The organism is Arthrobacter sp. CAN_A212, from assembly GCF_015752345.1.
Lineage (GTDB): Bacteria > Actinomycetota > Actinomycetes > Actinomycetales > Micrococcaceae > Arthrobacter_D.
In genome coordinates this window covers 74,571-95,165 of sequence record NZ_JADOUT010000004.1, presented here as the reverse complement: position 1 = coordinate 95,165, position 20,595 = coordinate 74,571, and the positions used below count along the sequence as shown (strand labels likewise).

At 66.7% G+C, this 20,595-nt stretch carries 17 protein-coding genes; 12 read left to right on the top strand and 5 right to left on the bottom strand.

The features are described from left to right. The first annotated feature begins 42 nt into the window (after positions 1-42). The 5 genes from leuS (at position 43) to holA (ending at position 8,564) form a co-directional block, all read left to right on the top strand. Entirely contained in the window at positions 43-2,541 is a 2,499-nt protein-coding gene (gene leuS, locus IWX64_RS05530) for a leucine--tRNA ligase (protein ID WP_334683171.1), read from the top strand. 51 nt (positions 2,542-2,592) lie between these two features. Next, positions 2,593-3,627 carry a DegV family protein gene (locus tag IWX64_RS05525; protein WP_334683170.1) on the top strand — a complete coding sequence of 345 codons (1,035 nt, stop codon included), beginning with the start codon at positions 2,593-2,595 and terminating at the stop codon, positions 3,625-3,627. 72 nt (positions 3,628-3,699) lie between these two features. Continuing rightward, positions 3,700-4,734 (top strand): helix-hairpin-helix domain-containing protein, encoded by a 1,035-nt coding sequence (locus IWX64_RS05520; RefSeq protein ID WP_196866159.1) that lies wholly within the window; start codon positions 3,700-3,702, stop codon positions 4,732-4,734. A 25-nt stretch (positions 4,735-4,759) separates the two neighbouring features. After that, positions 4,760-7,501, top strand: a complete 2,742-nt coding sequence (locus IWX64_RS05515) for a ComEC/Rec2 family competence protein (RefSeq protein ID WP_196866158.1) — start codon at positions 4,760-4,762, stop codon at positions 7,499-7,501. A gap of 46 nt (positions 7,502-7,547) precedes the next feature. Continuing rightward, positions 7,548-8,564 (top strand): DNA polymerase III subunit delta, encoded by a 1,017-nt coding sequence (gene holA / locus IWX64_RS05510; RefSeq protein WP_312883983.1) that lies wholly within the window; start codon positions 7,548-7,550, stop codon positions 8,562-8,564. Positions 8,565-8,798: 234 nt separating this feature from the next. Here the strand turns inward: holA and rpsT are convergent, their stop codons facing one another. Together rpsT and IWX64_RS05500 are read right to left on the bottom strand one after the other, a co-directional pair. Beyond that, positions 8,799-9,059 (bottom strand): 30S ribosomal protein S20, encoded by a 261-nt coding sequence (gene rpsT / locus IWX64_RS05505; protein ID WP_196866157.1) that lies wholly within the window; start codon positions 9,057-9,059, stop codon positions 8,799-8,801. A gap of 256 nt (positions 9,060-9,315) precedes the next feature. Further along, on the bottom strand, positions 9,316-9,795 hold the full coding sequence (locus tag IWX64_RS05500) for a type II toxin-antitoxin system PemK/MazF family toxin (protein ID WP_196866156.1): 480 nt from the start codon (positions 9,793-9,795) through the stop codon (positions 9,316-9,318). Positions 9,796-9,980: 185 nt separating this feature from the next. Between IWX64_RS05500 and lepA the strand changes: the two genes are divergently transcribed. Both lepA and hemW read left to right on the top strand, forming a co-directional pair. Beyond that, positions 9,981-11,834 (top strand): translation elongation factor 4, encoded by a 1,854-nt coding sequence (gene lepA / locus IWX64_RS05495; protein WP_196866155.1) that lies wholly within the window; start codon positions 9,981-9,983, stop codon positions 11,832-11,834. A gap of 2 nt (positions 11,835-11,836) precedes the next feature. After that, positions 11,837-13,066 carry a radical SAM family heme chaperone HemW gene (gene hemW / locus IWX64_RS05490; RefSeq protein WP_196866154.1) on the top strand — a complete coding sequence of 410 codons (1,230 nt, stop codon included), beginning with the start codon at positions 11,837-11,839 and terminating at the stop codon, positions 13,064-13,066. 135 nt (positions 13,067-13,201) lie between these two features. Here the strand turns inward: hemW and IWX64_RS05485 are convergent, their stop codons facing one another. After that, on the bottom strand, positions 13,202-13,648 hold the full coding sequence (locus IWX64_RS05485) for a DUF4870 domain-containing protein (RefSeq protein WP_196866221.1): 447 nt from the start codon (positions 13,646-13,648) through the stop codon (positions 13,202-13,204). 73 nt (positions 13,649-13,721) lie between these two features. Further along, entirely contained in the window at positions 13,722-14,588 is an 867-nt protein-coding gene (locus tag IWX64_RS05480) for a DUF3097 family protein (RefSeq protein ID WP_196866153.1), read from the bottom strand. Between the two features lie 149 nt (positions 14,589-14,737). On the opposite strand from IWX64_RS05480, the gene hrcA reads away from it, so the two are divergent. The 3 genes from hrcA to IWX64_RS05465 all read left to right on the top strand — a co-directional run bounded on the left by hrcA (position 14,738) and on the right by IWX64_RS05465 (position 17,742). Further along, positions 14,738-15,751: a heat-inducible transcriptional repressor HrcA gene (hrcA, locus tag IWX64_RS05475; RefSeq protein WP_196866152.1), complete on the top strand. Its 1,014-nt coding sequence runs from the start codon at positions 14,738-14,740 to the stop codon at positions 15,749-15,751. A 105-nt stretch (positions 15,752-15,856) separates the two neighbouring features. Beyond that, complete coding sequence (dnaJ, locus tag IWX64_RS05470) at positions 15,857-16,984, top strand: molecular chaperone DnaJ (RefSeq protein WP_196866151.1); 1,128 nt, start codon at positions 15,857-15,859, stop codon at positions 16,982-16,984. Positions 16,985-16,986: 2 nt separating this feature from the next. Next, entirely contained in the window at positions 16,987-17,742 is a 756-nt protein-coding gene (locus tag IWX64_RS05465; protein WP_196866150.1) for a 16S rRNA (uracil(1498)-N(3))-methyltransferase, read from the top strand. Positions 17,743-17,751: 9 nt separating this feature from the next. Here IWX64_RS05465 and IWX64_RS05460 read toward each other — a convergent pair whose 3' ends face one another. After that, a complete protein-coding gene (locus IWX64_RS05460) occupies positions 17,752-18,723 on the bottom strand; it encodes a GerMN domain-containing protein (RefSeq protein ID WP_196866149.1) in 972 nt (323 codons plus the stop codon). A gap of 333 nt (positions 18,724-19,056) precedes the next feature. Here IWX64_RS05460 and IWX64_RS05455 point away from each other — a divergent pair, with 333 nt between their 5' ends. Then, the gene (locus tag IWX64_RS05455; RefSeq protein ID WP_196866148.1) at positions 19,057-20,106 is read left to right on the top strand and encodes a PhoH family protein; all 1,050 of its coding nucleotides are present in this window, start codon (positions 19,057-19,059) and stop codon (positions 20,104-20,106) included. Next, positions 20,103-20,576 (top strand): rRNA maturation RNase YbeY, encoded by a 474-nt coding sequence (ybeY, locus tag IWX64_RS05450; RefSeq protein WP_196866147.1) that lies wholly within the window; start codon positions 20,103-20,105, stop codon positions 20,574-20,576. The genes IWX64_RS05455 and ybeY overlap by 4 nt, the downstream gene beginning before the upstream one ends. Positions 20,577-20,595 lie beyond the last annotated feature (19 nt).

Here is a 20,595-nt window from a genome sequence, read left to right as displayed (position 1 = left end):
TGTGTCTAGGGGCAATTGATCAAGAGGACAGGGCAACAACACGTGAGCACGCAAGCCGACGCCGGGCAACCGGACGAGAACACCTACAGTTTCGCCGACATTGAAGCCCGGTGGCCCGCGGAGTGGGACCGGCTCCAGCCGTTCAAGCCCGCCGACGACGGATCCCGGGAACGCAGGTACGTGCTGGACATGTTCCCGTACCCGTCGGGCGACCTGCACATGGGTCACGCCGAGGCGTTTGCGATGGGCGACGTCGTCGCGCGCTACTACCGTCAGCAGGGGTTCGACGTGCTTCACCCGATCGGCTGGGACTCATTCGGGCTGCCCGCGGAGAACGCCGCTATCCAGCGCAACGCCCACCCGTCGGAGTGGACCTACACGAACATTGAAACGCAGGCGAATTCCTTCCGGCGTTACGCGATCAGTGTCGACTGGTCACGCCGGCTGCACACGTCCGATCCCGGCTACTACCAGTGGACGCAGTGGCTGTTCCTGCGGTTCTTCGAGAAGGGGCTGGCCTACCGCAAGGACTCGCCGGTCAACTGGTGCCCCAAGGACCAGACGGTGCTGGCCAACGAGCAGGTCGTCAACGGTGCCTGCGAGCGCTGTGGCACCCCGGTCACCAAGAAGAGCCTGAACCAGTGGTACTTCAAGATCACCGATTACGCTGACCGCCTGCTGGACGACATGGATCAGCTGCGGGGCCACTGGCCCGAGCGGGTCCTGGCCATGCAGCGCAACTGGATTGGCCGCTCCGAGGGCGCGCACGTCGACTTCGTGATCGAGGAGGCCGACGGGCAGTCTGCCCAGAGCGTCCCGGTGTTCACCACCCGGCCGGACACGCTGCACGGCGCCACGTTCTTTGTGGTGGCAGCTGACGCGCCGCTGGCCCTGGACCTGGTCACCGAGTCCCACCGTGCCGAGCTGGTGCAGTACCGGGAGGCCATCAAGTCCCTGTCGGAGATTGAACGCCAGTCCACCGAGCGCGAAAAAACCGGCGTGTTTACCGGCCGCTGGGCCGTCAACCCGCTGAACGGCGAGAAGCTGCCCGTCTGGGCTGCCGACTATGTGCTGGCCGACTACGGCACGGGCGCCATCATGGCGGTACCTGCGCACGATCAGCGCGACCTGGACTTCGCGAAGGCCTTCGACCTGCCGGTCAGGATGGTCGTGGACACCGGCGCCGAGGACCCTGCGGTGTCCGGCATCGCGACCACCGGCGATGGCACGCTGGTGAACTCCGGCGAGCTGGACGGGTTGGGCAAGGATGAGGCGATCGCCCGCGCGATCGACCTGGTCGCCGAACACGGCACCGGCGAGCACACGGTTAACTATCGGCTGCGCGACTGGCTGCTGTCCCGGCAGCGGTTCTGGGGTACCCCCATCCCGATCATCCACTGCGCCACGTGCGGCGAGGTGCCCGTCCCCGACGACCAGCTGCCCGTCACATTGCCGGAGGACCTGCGCGGCGGGGATCTGTCGCCGAAGGGCACGTCCCCACTGGCCGCCGTCGAGGACTGGGTGAATGTGCCCTGCCCGCAGTGCGCCGGTCCCGCGAAGCGGGATACCGACACCATGGACACCTTCGTCGACTCCTCCTGGTACTTCCTGCGGTTCGCGTCGCCGGACACCACCGATGCGCCGTTCGACACCGACGCCGTGAACCGCTGGCTGCCGGTCGGCCAGTACGTGGGCGGCGTGGAGCACGCGATCCTGCACCTGCTGTACAGCCGGTTCTTCACCAAGGTGCTGTATGACCTGGGCCTGATCGGTTTCACCGAGCCATTCTCGGCACTGCTGAACCAGGGACAGGTCCTCAACGGCGGCAAGGCCATGAGCAAGTCCCTCGGCAACGGTGTGGACCTGAGCCAGCAGCTGGACAAGTTTGGCGTGGACGCGATCCGGCTCACCATGGTGTTCGCCTCCCCTCCAGAGGACGACGTCGACTGGGCTGACGTGTCGCCGTCGGGCTCGTCGAAGTTCCTGGCCCGCGCCTGGCGGCTGGGCCTGGACGTGACGAGCGCGCCCGACGGCGACCCGGCCAGTGGGGACCGCGCGTTGCGGTCGATCACCCACCGGACCGTCGCGGACAGTGCCGCGCTGCTGCAAGGCAACAAATTCAATGTGGTCATTGCCCGCGTGATGGAACTGGTCAACGCCACCCGCAAGGCGATCGACTCGGGCGTCGGCGGCGCCGATCCGGCTGTCCGCGAAGCCACCGAGGCGGTCGCGATCATCCTGAGCCTGTTCGCGCCCTACACGGCCGAAGACCTGTGGAACCGGCTGGGCCACCCCGCCTCCGTCGCCACGGCTGGCTGGCCCGCCGTTGACGAGGCACTGCTGGTGCAGGACACGGTGGTCGCCGTCGTGCAGGTGCAGGGTAAGGTCCGTGACCGGCTCGAAGTATCGCCGGATATCACCGAGGATGCGCTGCGAGAGCTGGCCCTGGCCAGCGACCAGATCCAGAAGACCCTCGATGGCAGGGGAATCCGGACCGTCATCGTGCGGGCTCCCAAGCTGGTCAATATCGTTCCGGAGTAACCCATGCGGGCCGACAAAGCAGCGCAGCCTCCCGTAGTACAGCCTCAAGCGGTGCGGGCCGACCCAGCCCAGCTTGAGGCGGTACGGGAGGTTTCCGCGCAGCCGAAGGCCACTGCGGGGGCGTGGTACTCGATGCGGTGGCTCGAACGCCTCTGGGTCCGTCCGTCCGGATCGCGCTCGGCGGCGGAGGCCAGCGCCGGGCCACGGATCGCCGTCGTTACCGATTCGGCGGCGGCGCTTCCTCCGGAGTGGCTGGCCGCCGGCGGCGCCGCTCGAGGTGTCGTCGTGGTTCCCATGCCGGTGATGATCGCCGGAAGGATCTTCGGCGAAGGCACCGACGACCTCACCGGACCACTGTCGGTGGCACTGGCGGAGGGCGCGGAGGTGCGCACCTCCCGGCCGTCGCCGGGGCAGTTCGAGAGCGTTTACCGGAGGCTTGAGGCCGAAGGTGTGACGGGAATTCTCTCGGTGCACCTTTCGGGTGACCTCTCCGGTACCACGGACGCCGCGCGGTGGGCAGCTGCAGCCGTCTCCATCCCGGTGGAGGTTCTTGACTGCCGCACGGTCGGGATGGCAATGGGATTCGGGGTGGCGGCCGCCCAGGCTGGCGCGCGCGGCGGGCTCGACCTCGCCGGTGCAGCGGCGGTAGCCCAGGCCGTCTGCGACTCCTCGACGCTCCGGTTTCTGGTGCCCAGTCTGGAACAGCTGCGCAAGGGCGGGCGCATCGGTGCAGCAGCGAGCATGCTGGGAACCCTGCTGAACGTCAAACCGATCCTGAGCGTTCAGGACGGGCGCATCCTGCCGCTTGAAAAGGTCAGGTCCACCCCCAAGGCCACTGCCCGGCTGCTCGACCTGGTGGAGACGGACATTGCCGGCCGGCCCGACGCGGTGGTGGCGCTGCACTACTTCGGCAACCAGGCCCAGGTGCAGGAGCTGACGACGAGCCTCCAGCAGCGCCACCCCGGAATCCGCACCGTCCTGGCGCAACTACCGGCAGTCCTGGCCGCCCACACCGGGCTCGGGGTGATCGCAATCGCCGTCGCGGGGGAGATTGACGACGCCGACTCCTCCTCCACAACCTCCTGACTTTTCCTGTCCCCGCACACATAGGGCGCCGCCTCCAGGCCTCCGCCCGACGGCGAATCCTAGGCTCTTCGCATGGCCAGACACCGCTGGGCCACCAGCGCTCCATCGAGGGGCGGGTTCAGTTTCCCGCAGGACCGTGAGGGTCAGCCGGCAGAGCCCGTCACCTTTGACACCCTTGAACCCTCCGACGACGCAGCTCCGCACGCGGGGGCGGGGGCGGCGGCGGGGGTGCAGGACCCTGCCAGGCGCGGACGCCAGTGGGCGGTGGGCCGTGGTGCGGCGCTCGTAGCCCTGGGGCTGGCCCTGTCCCTGGCCGTGGGCCTGTTCCTTCTGCGCGGCGGTGCTCCCTCGGAGGTGGCCTCAATCGCGTTGGACCACCCGACCTCCGGACAGCAGGGAGGCGGGGCAGCGGCTGGACTGTCGGATGCCGCACAGTCCGGCACCGCCGAGGCCAGCGAATCCCGGCAGGAAGATTCCCGGCCCGGTGATTCCTGGCCCGACGATTCCTGGCCCAGTGATCCGCCGCCGGGGGAGCTGGTGGGGTCTGATGGGTCCACGGTGGCGCCGGGCTCTGCAGGGTCTGGTGCTGGATCGGCCGGGACGGGGTCGGCTGGGGCGGGGTCGGAGCCTGGCCCTGGTTCCCAGCGGCTCATCGTGCATGTTGCCGGTGCGGTCAGCCGCCCGGGGATCGTCGAACTTGATGCTGGCTCCCGCGTCTTCGAGGCACTGGAGCAGGCCGGGGGAGCTTTGCCCGATGCTGATCTCGCAGCCATCAACCTGGCCTCACCAGTGCAGGACGGCCTGCAGATCCGTGTGCCCGTGCGGGGCGAAACCCTTCCCCCGGTGGTTGCCGATCCTCCTCTGCCGGGCCCCGGGAGTCCCGATCCGACGGCGACGGGTCCTCCGGGTACGCCGGGAATCGTCAACATCAACACGGCCGACACCGCTGAACTCGAAACACTCCCGCGGATCGGTCCGGTCCTCGCCGAACGCATCATCGCATGGCGAACCGATCACGGCGGCTTCAGCAGCCCCGAGGATCTGGACGCGGTACCCGGGATCGGCGAAGCGATGCTCGCCGCCCTGGTCCCGCTGGTGACGGTGTGAGCCGCACCCGGCCGAGGGGAGGACGATGACGTCGCACCGTCCCTGGACCAGATACGTGCAGGCGGCCACCGAGCCTGCCGCACGGACTGGCCAGCGTGAGCAGACCACCCCCGATGCACGGACGGCCCCCGGCGGTGTCCTGACGCCGAATCCACCCTTGAAGCGTGCAGGCGGCTGGCGGCGGCCCCTTGACCTGGTTCACCGGATGACCACACGGACGGGTGCTCCGGGCCGGGACTCCCGGGCACCCGGGGCGGAGTCCCGGCCCAGAGACTACCGACTCCTGCCGGCCACCGCGGCAGCCTGGGTCACTGCCGCCGCGGTGATCCGACTCAACTCCTCCGCCGCGCTCCTTTGTGCGCTGGCCCTCGCCGGACTGGCCGTCGGTTGCGGCCTCGGCTGTCTGACGTCAGGCTGGCTGAGGCGGAGTGCCAGGCTGGCCGTCCTGCCCCTCGCTGTCGCCGCGTTGGTCAGCCTGCCCGCATCCGCCAGCATCGCGGTGCGCACCGCTGGCCCAGTCTCAGGCGCCGTGCAGCAGCAGGCGTCGATCACGGCAGTCCTGAACGCCACCTCCGACGCGGTGCTGATCAGCCCGGACCGCTACTCGGGAAAGGACCGGTTCCTGGTCGAGGCGGTGCTCAGCGCAGGTGTCGTTCGCGGCGAGTCGTTCACCGCCAACACGCCGGTGGTGGTCATCGGCCCGGCCTCGTGGCAGCAGGTTGCCGCTTCCGACACCATCCGTGCGGCGGGTCGCCTGCTGCCTACCGGGCCTGGCGACAGGGCCGTGGCCCTGCTGATCGCGCAAACCGGCCCTCGGGTCAGCCCGCAGAAAGGACTGGCCAGCTACCCGGCACAGCTCAGAACCAGTTTCGTGGACCTTGCGACGCAGGTCGCGGGGCAGGATGGGCTGCTGCCCGGGATGGTGATCGGCGACCGCAGCGGTCTCGACCCGTCCCTCGAACAGGACATGCAGACCACCGGGCTCACCCACCTGACCGCGGTGAGCGGCGCCAACTGCACCTACCTGCTGGCCTTCGTGTTTCTCGGTTCCCGCGCACTCAGGGCACCCCGCCTGGTGGCGGCCGGACTGGGAATCATTGCCCTGATCGGCTTCGTGATCCTGGTCCGGCCCGAACCGAGTGTGTTGCGTGCTGCGGTGATGGGCGGCCTCGGTGTGGTCGCGGTACTGACGGGCCGAGGCAGAGTGCCCTTCGCGCTCCTGCTGCTCGCCGTCGTCGTCCTGCTCACCGCCGACCCGTGGCTGAACAACTCCTACGCCTTCATGCTGTCGGTCGCCGCAGCGGCCGGACTGATCCTGTTTGGCCCTGTTCTGGCGACCAGGCTGAGCACGTTCATGCCGCTTGCTGCTGCCCAACTGCTCTCCGTCCCGATCGCCGCGCAGCTGTGCTGCGCCCCGATCCTCACCCTCCTGCAGCCAACGCTCCCGCTGTACTCAGTTCCCGCCAACATCGCGGCCACCCCGGTGGTCCCCGTGGTCACCATTGTCGGAATGCTGGCGGTAGCCCTCCTAGCCATCGCCGAACCGCTCGCCGTACCACTGGTAGTAGTGGCGGGGTGGGGCGCTGACTGGGTGGGCTCGGTGGCACGGTTCTTCAGCGCCGCTCCCGGTGCTGCGGTGCCCTGGGTGGGCGGCGCAGCTGGCGCGATCCTGACCGGTGTGCTCTCGCTTGCCGTCATTCTGGCGGTGGTGTGGGGTCCGCGAGGGTGGTCAGCCCTCCGGAGCCGGGCACGACAGGGGCAAGTAAAACCGACCCCAGCCGCCGCGCCCAGGGATGTTCGACGGCCCAGAGATACTCGTCGGCCCAGGGTCGCGGGGCCGGCCTGGTTGGCGGTAGGCGTCGCGGTCGGCCTTGCAGCGGTCTTCCTGTGGCCGTTCCACCGTGATGGCGGGGACCGGTGGCAGTTGGCGGCGTGCGACGTGGGCCAGGGCGACGCCTTCGCCGTGCGAACCGGGGAGCACAAGGTAATCCTGGTCGACACCGGCCCTGAGCCAGACGACGTCGACGCCTGCCTGGACCGGCTAGCGGTGACCACCGTGGAACTACTGGTCCTCACTCATCTGCATGCCGACCACTACGGCGGCATCGAGGGAGTCTTCAGGGACCGGACCGTCGAGCGGGTTCTGTACTCGACGTCGGAGCCGGTCCTTCCGGTTGAGGTGACGGCCACAGTGATCAGCAATGCCCCGGACGATCGTGACGCCGTCGCTACCAGCGTGACACCCGAGAAACTGCGGGCAGGAATGAGCGGGTCGCACGGCGACGACGGACACGGGCGAGTCAGCTGGACGGTGCTCTGGCCGGAGCCGGGGACACGGCTCGGCTCGGAAAACAACTCGAGCGCGGTGCTCGAGGTCATCATCGACACACCCATGGACGGCGTGCTGTCGGTCCTCTTGACCGGTGACCTTGAGGAAGATGCCGCGGCGGCCCTGCTGCGCGAGAACCCGGACCTCGCCGAACGGGGAGTGCAGATCCTCAAGGTTGCCCACCACGGCGCGCAGAATGGTGGGCTGGAACTCGCACGCGCCGTCCGTCCACGGTTGGCACTGATCTCTGCCGGCCGTGACAATGACTATGGTCACCCCCACCCCAGCATCACCGATGGACTGTCCACGGCAGGGATTGCCGTGGCCCGAACGGACGAGCTGGGCACGTTTCTGGTCTCCATCCAGGACAACTCGTTGCGCGTCCGACGACACCGCGCCGTCCCGCTTTGCGGCAGGTGCAGCCCGTGGCACAGTTGACCGTGGACACCGGTCCAGTCACTGAATCAAAGCAGGAGCCCACCACGTGAATTCCAGACCCGCCGCAGCCCGCAGGGACACTCCCGGGACGTCCGGGGTGCACTGGCGTGCCGTGGCCCCCGCGCCGGTGGTCCTTCTCAGCGGACCGGAAACGTATGCCGCGGGCCAGGCAGTTGAGCGGATCCGGCGAAGCCTCAAGGACGCCCGCCCGGATCTGGAAGTGGTGCAATTGGACGCCGGCAAGTACGAGGTGGGAGAACTCATTCTCCACGGCAGTCCCTCCCTCTTCGGGGAAGCGAAGCTCATCGAAGTCACCGGACTCGCGCAGATGAACGACGACTTCCTGCAGGACGGCCTTGGCTACCTCAGCGACCCGGCGCCCGACGTCGTCCTGGTGATGCATCACAGTGGCGGAAACCGCGGCAAGAAGCTACTGGACGCCATCAAGGCTTCGGGCGCCACGGTGGTTGATTGCCAGCCGCTGAAAAAGGACTCGGACAAGACCGACTTTGTGGTCGAAGAGTTCCGGGCCGCGGGGCGCCGGATCGGCGGTGGTGCGCTCCGGGCCCTGGTCGCAGCGGTTGGATCCCAGCTGGCCGAACTGGCCGCAGCCTGCCACCAGCTGATCTCCGACACAACGGGTGAGATCACCGAGGAAACCGTCGAGAAGTACTACGGCGGACGCGTGGAGGTCACCGGCTTCAAGGTTGCCGATGCAGCGTTGGCCGGCAGGGGAGGACAGGCCCTGTCGATGCTGCGCCATGCCCTGGCCACCGGAGCCGACCCGGTCCTGCTGACCGCCGCGCTGGCCATGAAGGTACGTGCGGTGGCGAAGGTGCACCAGGTGCGGGGCAGCTCTGCGCAACTGGCGAAGGAGCTAGGCATGGCACCGTGGCAGGTGGACCAGGCCCGGCGCGACGCCCAGCGATTCAGCTCCGAGGGGCTGGTGCAGTGCATCCAGGTGCTCGCTGAGGCGGACGCGCAGGTCAAGGGCGCCTCCCGGGACCCGGTATACGCCGTCGAACACGCCGTCACGACCATCGCCCTCGCCGGCCGCGGCTGACTTACCCACAGAACCCACAGAGCCCCAGAACTCCCAGGATCACCCTTCGAGTGGTGAGGTAGGGCGACTCACGAGGCGTCCAGCCCACCAGATCCAATGTCTCGGCGGGGGAGGGCTAGGGAGGAGGGGTGTAATCAGGGGTGAGAATGGAATCGGAAGTGGCCAGCGCGTTAGACGACAGATGGCCGGCCCGAAGGCCAGCCATCTGGAAATCGTCGAACGGTCCGGCTCTGGTTAGAGAGCGTTGACCTTCTTCGAGATCGCAGACTTGTGGTTCGCTGCGTTGTTCTTGTGCACGACACCCTTGCTGACAGCCTTGTCCAGCTTGCGGCTAGCCGACTCCATGAGGCTGGTAGCAGCCTCCTTGTCAGCGGTACCGATCGCAGTGTTGACGGCGCGGATGGCCGTCTTCAGCTCGGACTTAACCGAGTTGTTGCGCTGGCGCGCCTTCTCGTTGGTGAGAATGCGCTTTTTCTGGGACTTGATATTTGCCACGTATTTAAAACTCTCTTTGTATTGCGGACTGGTCGTGAGGGTAATTCAGTTCAACCAATGACTGAGCGGCGTGGGGATACCGTGGACGATTGGACTAAAGTGCCCGTCGACCTGCTCGGACACACAGCTGTCTAGATTACCAGAGATACGGGGAATAGTCCCGGCAGCCACCCCTCGCGCGTGCCGTCTCCATCGACAGACACTCTTGCCGGCCCGGTCAGGTCAAATCTGACTTAGCCGGCGGCACCACACGGGGTCAGTGAAGCCGTGCAACAACCCGATCGAATGCCGCCGGGGGCAAGACGGCTCCGATCCGGCGCACATCGTCCGGCGCCAGCTGGATGATGCGGTCGGTGCGTACCTCGCTGGGCCTACCCTTGCGGTCCCAAGGGCCCGCTCCGATGTCGACGTAGGCAGGGTCGGAGCCGTGCGCGCTGTTCCGGTCGCGACTGGTCAGCATCAGGCCGAGCAGCTTCTTGCCGTGTTTCCCGATCAGGAGGACCGGCCGGTCCTTGCCCTGGCGGTGGTCCTCCTGATAGGGGACCCACGCCCAAACAATCTCGCCGGCGTCGGGCCGGTTGTCGGGGCGTGGCGCGTAGCTGATCGTCGGGGTGCCCGTGAAGTCCCCGGCGTAGGAGGACGGGGTGCGGTGGGGCTTCGTCTGTCGCGGCGGGGCCTGCAGTGCCCTGACAGCGCGACGGGCGAACCGCAGCAGTGAACTGGCGTCAAAGGGCATGCGGTCCAGAATACAGTTCAGGTGATCGCCCGGATTCCAGAGCATTCGCCAGCTCGTGGGAGACTGTTAACTCAGCTGGTGCAAGAAAACCCGCGTACCAGCGAAGTTCACTTAGCTGGCGAACCCGGCCGTTGTCGTTATAACGGCTGCCGCGCAGCAGCCTTCGCAACAGTAAGGAATGTCCAGTGTCACCCAAGGCCCGCACTTCCCCAGTGCCCGCCGCCACTGATCCGGCGATCATCAGGAACTTCTGCATCATCGCGCACATCGATCATGGGAAGTCCACCTTGGCGGACCGGATGCTGCAGCTCACCGGAGTCGTTGAGCAGCGTGACATGAAGGCCCAGTACCTGGACCGCATGGACATTGAGCGCGAACGCGGCATCACCATCAAGTCCCAGGCCGTCCGGTTGCCCTGGGAGCTCGACGGCGTCAGCTACGCGCTGAACATGATCGACACCCCTGGCCACGTCGACTTCACGTACGAGGTTTCCCGGTCGCTGGCTGCCTGCGAAGGCGCAATCCTCCTCGTTGACGCGGCGCAGGGCATCGAGGCCCAGACCCTCGCCAACCTCTATCTGGCGATGGAAAACAACCTCACCATCATCCCGGTGCTGAACAAGATCGACCTCCCGGCGGCGCAGCCTGAGAAGTACGCCGCCGAGCTGGCCAGCCTGATCGGCGGCGAGCCGGAGGACGTCCTACGGGTATCCGGCAAGACCGGCATGGGCGTCGAGGCCCTCCTGGACCAGATTGTCCGGGATCTTCCGCCACCCGTGGGCAACCCGGATGCACCGGCCCGCGCCATGATCTTCGACTCCGTCTACGACACGTACCGTGGCGTCGTCACCTACGTCCGGGTGGTTGACGGCATGCTGCACCCCCGCGAGCGGATCCAGATGATGTCCACCCGCGCAAGCCACGAGCTGCTCGAGATTGGCGTCAGCTCACCGGAGCCCACCCCCTCCAAGGGGCTCGGCGTCGGCGAGGTGGGCTACCTCATCACCGGGGTGAAGGACGTCCGCCTGTCCAAGGTCGGTGACACCGTCACCAATCTGGCCAAGCCCGCCACGGCGTCACTTCCCGGCTACGCGGACGCGAAGCCCATGGTCTTCTCCGGCCTCTACCCGCTGGACGGCACCGACTATCCGGTGCTCCGGGACGCGCTCGAGAAGCTCATGCTCAACGACGCTGCGCTCGTGTACGAGCCGGAGACCTCCGCCGCGCTCGGTTTCGGATTCCGGGTAGGCTTCCTCGGCCTCCTGCATCTGGAGATCACCCGCGAACGGCTCGAACGCGAACACAACCTGAACCTGATCTCCACGGCACCCAACGTGGAATACCAGGTGACGCTAGAAGACAAGAAGCTCATTCACGTCACCAACCCCAGCGAGTACCCCACCGGGAAGATCGCAGAGGTTCGCGAGCCAATGGTCTCGGCGACCATCCTGGCACCCACCGAGTTTGTGGGCGCCATCATGGAACTGTGCCAGAGCCGGCGCGGGGTGATGGGTGGCATGGACTACCTCTCGGAAGACCGGGTGGAGATCCGGTACCGGCTGCCGCTGGCCGAGATCGTCTTCGACTTCTTCGACATCCTCAAGTCCCGGACCCGCGGTTATGGTTCGCTGGACTGGAAGGCCGACGGCGACCAGGCCGCCGACCTGGTCAAGGTGGACATCATGTTGCAGGGCGAACAGGTCGACGCTTTCTCGGCGATCACCCACCGCGACAAGGCCTACGCCTACGGCGTGATGATGACCGGCAAGCTGCGCGAACTCATTCCCCGCCAGCAGTTCGAGGTACCCATCCAGGCCGCGATTGGCTCACGGATCATTGCCCGCGAAAGCATCAGGGCCATCCGCAAGGACGTCCTCGCGAAGTGCTACGGCGGTGACATCACCCGTAAGCGCAAACTGCTCGAGAAGCAGAAGGAAGGCAAGAAGCGGATGAAGATGGTGGGACGGGTGGAGGTTCCCCAGGAAGCCTTCATCGCCGCCCTGACCACCGACGAATCCAAGGACAAGGTCAAGAAGTAGCAATGCCGAGTGCTCTGCCTCTTGGCCTGCCCTCGCCGGAGAACGGTCTGCTGCCGGAACAGGCGGCGGTCGGGAGCGCCGACCGCAAGCTGGGGCTGTACGTGCACATTCCGTTCTGCGCGGTGCGGTGCGGGTACTGCGACTTCAATACCTACACTGCGACCGAGCTGGGCGGCGGTGCATCCCAGGACCGGTACGCGGCGACGGTCAGTGCCGAACTGGACCTTGCCAGCCGTGTCCTGACCGAGTCGGGAACCGCTCCGCGGCCCCTATCCACCGTCTTCTTTGGAGGCGGCACTCCCACCCTGCTCCCCGCCGAGGACCTCGCGACCGTGCTGCGGACAGCAGTCGGGCACTGGGGGCTCGCCCCCGGCGCCGAGGTGACCACCGAGGCGAACCCCGACTCGGTCACCCCGGAGTCGCTTGCCGTGCTGGCCGGGGCAGGTTTTACGAGGGTGTCGTTCGGGATGCAGTCAGCGGTGCCCCACGTCCTGGAAGTGCTGGACCGCACCCACTCGCCTGAGCGGGTGCCGTTGGCCGTCCAGTGGGCTCGGGAAGCCGGGCTGCGCGTCAGCCTAGACCTCATCTACGGCACGCCGGGGGAGAGCGCCGCCGACTGGCAGCGGTCCCTCGATGCCGCCTTGTCCTACGGCCCGGACCACGTCTCCGCCTACGCGCTGATCATTGAGGAGGGCACCAAGCTTGCCGCGCGGATCCGCCGAGGACAGGTGCCCGACATCGACGACGATGACCACGCTGAAAAGTACGCGCTGGCCGAGCAGGCCATGGCCGCGGCCGGGCTGGGGTGGTACGAGGTCAGCAACTGGGCGCGCACCCCCGAGGACGAATGCCGGCACAACCTGGCGTACTGGCGGGGTGACGACTGGTGGGGCGCCGGTCCCGGCGCCCACTCGCACGTTGGCGGTGTGCGGTGGTGGAACGTGAAGCACCCCACCGCCTACGCGCATCGGCTGTCCTCGGGCGTATCGCCGGCAGCGGGCCGGGAGATTCTCGACGCCGACACCCGGTACGTTGAGGACGTGATGCTCCGCGCCCGCCTCCGGGAGGGCCTGCCCACCAGTGCGCTGCGCCCGGAGGGCCGCCAGGCGGTCGCTGGGCTGATCGCGGACTCGCTGGTGGACCCGGCCGCAGCGTTCGCGGGCACTATCACCCTGACTGCCAGTGGCCGACTCCTCGCGGACGCCGTGGTCCGGCGGCTGCTGCCCGACTGACTGCCCGACTGCCCGCCGGTCTGACTGCCAGCCTGACTGACACGGATTCCAATAACCCGGCCAGCCAACTCGCATTCCGCTGGCCCCCGGCCGACTGGCTCGCGGCCTGGCTGGGCTGGGCTGGGCTGGGCCGGCCTACTTGAAGAGCCGGAGATTCAGGGTGTAGCGGTATGGCCGGCCGCGGTTGACCTGGATACCGGCAATCGCTGACGAGAAGGCGATGGCCACCCAGATCAGCGCGTTGACGACGGCGAACAGTCCGCCGACCGTGGGCAGCATGGACAGCAGCCAGGCCGCGAACGCCAGCAGCGTCGGAGGGAAGGTGAAGTTGAACGCTTCCCGCGCTTCCTGCGCGGTGAACGGCCCACGGTTCTTGAAGATGAGCAGGATCAGCAGGGAGGGAATGAACCCCAGGATTCCGCCAAAGTGTGACAGGGTTGCCCACTGCCGGTCCTCGGACGCGGTCAGGGGGAGCGCATTCGCCGGGACGCCCTCGAAAGCGGACGAGGGCTGGCCGTGGCCGTCCGCGGATCCGTGTTGCTTGGGCTTCTCGGCGGGGTTAGACAACTGGACATCCTTCATTGCTTGCGGGGCCACCTGGGTAGGGGCCTTCCTCACTAGAGTACGTCTTTGCCCGGTGATAGTGCACCGTGGATCAGTCGGTCCGACCGGAAATTCCGGGATCGGTGAGGAAGTCAATCACTTCCTCCACCCGCCCCAGCAGCGACGGTTCCAGGTCGGCATAGCTGGTGACACAGCCGAGCAGCCGCTTCCAGCCGTGCGCGATGGCTGCCTTGTCGGAGTTGGGCCACCCGAGCCCGGCCAGGATGCCGGTCTTCCAATCCTGACCCCGCGGCACCACCGGCCAGGCGGTCAATCCGACGGCTCCGGGCTTGATGGCCTGCCACACGTCCACATAGGGGTGTCCGACGACGAGGACGTTGGCGGCGGCGCCCGGGACGTTCATGGCTTCCTGTGCGATGCGCTGCTCCTTGGATCCGGTGACCAGGTGGTCCACGAGGATGCCGAGCCGTCGATGGGGGCCGGGGGCGAAGGCCCGGATCATCCCGGCGAGGTCGTCGACCCCGTGGAGCGGCTCGACGACAATACCCTCCAGTCGCAGGTCATCACCCCATACTTTCTCGATCAGCTCGGCGTCGTGCTGGCCCTCCACCCAGATCCGGCTGGCGCGGGCCGTGCGGGCGCGGGCGCCGTCGACCCTGACGGATCCCGACGCCGTCACCCGGCGCGCCGGAGTGGCCGGGGCTACCGCTGGGGCCACGACTTCCACCGGGGACCCGTCCACATGGAAACCAAACCCCAGGGGGAAGGACTTGAGCTTGCCCCGGCGGTCTTCGAGCACCATTACGTGCATGCCGCCGGACTTCTCCACCCGGACCACCGCACCGACGTAGCCGCTCTGCACGTCTTCCAGCACCAGCCCGGCGCTGACCGGGACCTTGGGGAGTGGGACACTGCGGGGAGCTGAAATGTCCTGTGCTCCCCATTCGTAACTGGACATCGTCTTACTCGCTTCCCGGCTCACCGCTGGACGGTCCGGCCAGGGATTTTCAATGCTAACAATTCATCGGAAAGTACTAGACTTGGCACTTGGGTGTGTCGAGTGCCAGATCCGCTGAAGTGACGAGGAACCATGTTCGGAGGTGAAAAGTGAGCGAACCACGCCGGCTGGAGGTACTGCGTGCCATCGTCGAGGACTACGTGCATTCCCGGGAGCCTGTCGGATCGAAGGCCCTGGTGGAGCGGCATCAGCTGGGTGTCTCTTCCGCCACCATCCGCAATGACATGGCGGTGCTGGAGGAAGAGGGCCTGATCACGGCGCCCCACACCAGTTCCGGCCGCATTCCCACCGATAAGGGCTATCGCCTCTTCGTCGACCAGATTTCCGAGGTCAAGCCGTTGTCCGCGCCGGAGAAACGCGCCATCCAGGCCCTGCTGGAGGGTGCCGAGGATCTCGACGACGTCATGGACCGCACCGTCCGTCTGCTGTCCCACCTCACCAACCAGGTGGCAGTGGTGCAGTACCCCCATCTGGGGAGCGCCGCCGTCCGGCACCTTGAGTTCGTGCTTCTTGCACCGAACCAGGTGCTGGTGGTTCTGATCGCCACGAACGGCACCGTGCAGCAGCGTGTGGTACCCCTGCCGGAACCCGTCCCTGAGAACAGCCTCGCCGAACTCCGGCAGCATTTCCTCGGGTCGGTGGCGGGCACGAAGCTGACGTTCCTCCCGCAGGAACTTGCGTTGGCCGTGGCGACACTGCCGTTTCAGCAGCGCAGGGCGGGCACCGTCCTCGCGCGAACCCTGGAACAACTCGCGGGTATCAACCGCGAGGACCGGATTGTGATGGCTGGTACAGCCAACCTGGCCCGATCCACCGTAGACTTTCCCCTGAGCATTGGGCCGGTGCTGGAAGCACTCGAGGAACAGGTGGTCATGCTCCGCCTCCTCTCCGAAATGAAACACGATGCGTTTGGCGTGTCGGTGCGGATTGGGCGGGAGAACCCCCATGGCGGCCTCGCCGAAGCGTCGGTGATTGCCACCGGGTACGGCCCCGACTCGTTGGCGAAGGTGGGAGTCCTCGGACCAACCCGGATGGACTATCCCACGTCGATGTCGGCGGTACGCGCGGTGGCCCGTTACCTGTCCCGGATCCTCACGGACTAACCGGACGCCCGGCACGTAAGAACTTTGACGGCAACAATCGAACCTTTCGAAGATGGGGCGCTATTGCCCCATCTCGACCAGTGACACAGGAAGTGAAGTGCAGGAGTGAGTAATCACTATGAAGTCCTCGGTGTGAACCGCGATGCGAGCGGCGAGGAGATCAAGAAGGCCTACCGCAAGCTGGCACGGAAGCTTCACCCGGACGTCAATACGGGACCCGACGCCTCGGAGGAGTTCAAGTTGGTCACCCGCGCGTACGAGGTGCTGTCCGACCCGCAGAAGCGCCGGGTGTATGACACCACCGGCAACGAGAACGGAACCGACAACGGTTTCGGTGGCGGGCACGCCGGCCAGGGCTTTGCCTTCCAGGATATTTTCGAGACCTTCTTCGGTGGGGGCGGACCCAGCGGACCGCCGTCGCGCACGCGCCGGGGTCAGGACGCGCTCATCGCGGTCCGCATCGACCTGGTCGACGCGGTGTTCGGGATCAACAAGAAGATCGACGTCGAGACCGCCGCGGTCTGCCCCACGTGTGATGGCTCCTGCTGCCAGCCAGGGACCTCGCCGCGGACCTGCGACATCTGTGGTGGCTCCGGTCAGGTGCAGCGGGCCGTCCGCTCCATTCTGGGCCAGGTCATGACCAGCGCCACCTGTGGCACCTGCCAAGGGTTTGGCACAGTGATCCCCAACCCCTGCCATGAGTGCAACGGCGACGGCCGGGTCCGCAGCCGCCGCAGCCTCACCATCAAGGTACCAGCGGGTGTCTCCACCGGAACCCGGATCCAGCTCGGCGGCCAGGGTGAAGCCGGCATGGCCGGCGGACCGCAGGGTGACCTGTACGTGGAAATCCGGGTCAACCCGGACGCCACCTTCCTGCGCGAGGGAGACGACCTGCACGTCACCCTCAGCGTCCCAATGACCGCTGCCGCACTCGGCACCTCCCTGAACTTCGCCTCGTTCGACGGCGACCAGGAGCTGGGCATCAAGGCGGGCACCCAGTCGGGCGAGATCGTGACACTGCGCGGACTGGGAGTGACCCACCTGCGCGGCTACGGGCGCGGTGATCTCAAGGTCCACCTGAACGTCGAAACCCCCCGCAACGTCGACCAGGCGCAGGAGGAACTGCTCCGTAAACTGGCCGAACTCCGCGGCGAGGAGTTCGTCGAGGGACAACTTGCCAGCAACGGCTCAGGGGTATTCGCGAAGCTGCGGGAGCGGCTGGGTAACCTCTAGGCGTGAGCAACGCACTGTACTTTGGCGACCCCGATGCCGTCTCCGCCGCCGCTCCCGGATCCCGCTTCGTCCTGACCGGTGCGGAGGCCCGCCACGCTGCCACGGTGAAACGGGTCACCGTGGGCGAGGCCATCGACGTCGCCGACGGGCGTGGGCGCAGGCTGACGGGTACCGTTGCCGAGAGCAGCGGCCAGAACGTCACGCTCGAGGTCAGCACCGTCGACGACGAACCAGCCCCGGCCACAGCGCTCGTCCTCGTTCAGGCGCTGGCCAAGGGGGACCGTGATCTCCAGGCGGTCGAGGCCGCCACCGAGCTGGGGGTGGATGCGGTGGTGCCTTGGCAGGCGGACCGCAGCATTGTCCGCTGGCGCGCGGAGAAGGCCGTCAAGGGCCGGCAGAAGTGGGAGTCGACCGTCTGGGGCGCGGCCAAACAGTCGCGGCGGGCGCGGCTCCCGGAAGTGCACAGCCTCCATGACAGCCGGTCCCTCGCCGGCTGGTTGGCCGGCGTTGACCTGGCGTTGGTTCTGCATGAGGAGGCCGTCGACGGGCTGGGAACGTTCGTCGGGTCAGCTGACCAACAGGTGCCAGACATCGTCGCGGTCGTCGTGGGTCCGGAGGGCGGAATCAGCACTGCGGAACTGGAGCTGTTCCTGTCGAAGGGCGCTCATGCGGCGCGAATGGGCGATCATGTGCTGCGTTCCTCGACGGCCGGCCCGGCCGCGCTGGCCGTTCTGAACCAGCTTCTCGGCCGTTGGTAGCGACGCCCCCTAGCCGAGGTCGAAGCGCTTGGTGTCGGCGTTGAGTTCCTTAATGTTCTGTTCGGGGTCGTCCTGGTCGGCCGCGGGGCGGTCAAAAACTGTGACCTCATAGTCGCCGGGCTCCAGGGCAACGGTGAATTCGAACAGGCCCGGGGAACCGGGGCCCTCGTCCAGCCCCACCGTCCCACTCCGGTACGGTTTGAGGTCGACGCCGACCACTTCGTCGATCCGCCAGTACAGCACGGCATCGTCGGACACGCCGCTGCCGGATACGGTGATCTCCGGCTGGTCGCGAACCTCGCCGTGCTGTGGCTCGATCACCCAGATCGGCGCCAGCAGTGCCGTGTCCCGCTGCATTTGCCCGCCCAGCTCGATGTGACCGAAGGCGTTGAACCCGGTTTCCCCGTCGACCAGGATGACGACGCTGCTGGGATCGCCGCCGGAGACGAGGCCCGAGCTGGCGGCTGCAGCGCTGGCGGTATAGACGAGCTGCTGGACCGCCCGGTAGGCGGAGCCCTCATCGATCCGCGTGCCGAACGCGTCGCGGGAAATATCAACGGTAATGATGTTTCCGGGTGAGATTGAGGCGCTGACGGTGCCAGCCGGTGACCACGAACCGAAATAGTCGGGGTCCAGTGGTGCGCTGGTGGTCATGGCCTGCACGGCGGCGGCGATCGGATCCCCGCCCTGCTCACCTTTGAGGAACTCGCGGTACAGCAGGATGCTGCCGTTGTTGTCGCCCATCCAATAGACGGGCAGCAGGTTGGAGCCCGCGGCGGTGGCCGGTGGGACTGCCGAGTGGGGGACCGATGTCGGATCCGTCACGGTGCTCACCTGTGCGGGAAGGGAGGTCGCGGCGTCGGTGCCGTCCACCGGGGTGCAGCCGCTCAGGCCGAGGCCAGCCAGCGAGATCAAGGCTGTCGCGGTCAGGGTTTTACCGTGTCGGCGCCCGCGATCGCCAGGCTGAAAGGACCACTCCATCTGCGTCCTGTCCTTTCCCTGTCCCGCTCATCAATGTTTAAAAGACGTCACTTGCGTTATTCGCTGAAGCAACGTCTTCCAGCTTTACATACGGCTACCGGGCTCAGACGGGGTGTAGCCAAGTCGTCACTGGACTGAGACAGTATTGAAACCGTGCCGTTGCCCGGTAGTGACCAACTGCTTCCTGAGTGCGGCAGCAGCCCCCCGATCCGACGGATCCGCCAGGAGTGGAAACTCCTCGGAAGGGGGTCGGGTGACGTAAGATTGGCTGCGGACGGTCGTGCCGTCAGTTACCGATTCAAGGAGAGATGGAAGGCCGCGAAGGCCGATTATATGACCGATTCTTCAGTTGGCATTAGCGCAGTGGGGCTCGACACGGTCGTGATCCACTTCGATTCGACGGAACAGATGGTTCAGGCGCTGGGGACGAACGATGAAGCCTTGCGGCTGATCGAAAGCACCTTCGTGGGGGTCAACCTGCATGTGCGGGGCAACGAGCTGTCCATCACCGGACCCGCCGTCGACGTGTCACGCACGGAGCGGCTCATCTCCGAAATCCGCACCCTCGCCGCGAACAACACCACAGTCAATCCACAGGTTCTCCGGCAGCTCCTTTCGATGCTGAAGGATCAGTCGATCAGCAGCCCCTCGGACGTGCTGACCATGAACATCCTGTCCTCCCGCGGCAGGACCATCAGGCCCAAGACGCTGAACCAGCGCGACTATGTCGAGGCGATCGACCGGCACACGGTGGTGTTCGGGATCGGCCCGGCCGGTACCGGGAAGACCTATCTGGCAATGGCCAAGGCTGTGCAGGCGCTGCAGCACAAGGAAGTCAACCGGATCATCCTCACCCGCCCGGCGGTGGAGGCGGGCGAGCGGCTGGGGTTCCTGCCCGGCACCCTCAGCGACAAGATCGACCCGTACCTGAGGCCCCTCTACGATGCCCTCCACGACATGATGGACCCTGACACGATTCCCCGATTGATGGCTGCGGGCACCATTGAGGTGGCCCCGCTGGCCTACATGCGCGGACGCACCCTCAACGACGCGTTCATCATCCTGGACGAGGCGCAGAACACCACGCCCGAGCAGATGAAAATGTTCCTCACCCGGCTCGGCTTCGGCTCCAAGATGGTGGTCACCGGCGACATCACCCAGGTGGACCTCCCCGGCGGCACCAACTCGGGCCTGCGGGTGGTCAGCGAAATCCTCCAGGGGGTCGACGACGTCAGCTTCCGAACCCTGGACGCCTCCGACGTCGTCCGGCACCGGCTGGTCGGCGACATCGTGACCGCCTACAGCGTTTGGGATGAAAACCAGCGTGCCTCGGCCGCCCGCGACCACCGGGGCCCGCGGTCACACGCGGGAGGCAAGGCATGAGCATCGAGGTCAACAACGAATCAGGGATCGACGCCGATGAGGAGAACCTGGTCCGGCTGGGACGGTTCCTTCTGGATAGCCTGTACGTCCACCCCGAGGCAGAGCTGTCGATCATCCTCGTCGACACGGTGGCGATGGAAAAACTTCATCTCGAATGGATGGACGAGCCGGGACCCACCGATGTCCTGTCGTTCCCCATGGACGAGCTCCGTCCCGGCACCGCCGGCCGGCTCACCGCGGCAGGTGTTCTCGGCGACGTGGTCCTCTGCCCCGAGGTGGCGCAGGAGCAGGCCGCGAAGGCTGGTCACTCCACCGGCGAGGAACTGCTCCTTCTGACCACCCACGGGGTGCTGCATCTGCTGGGGTACGACCATGCGGAACCCGACGAGGAGGCTGAAATGTTCGGCCTCCAGCGTCGCCTGCTGGCCGACTATCTGGGCGGAAAAGCGCCCGAGGAGACTGTCAGTTGATCATTTGGGTCCTCGCACT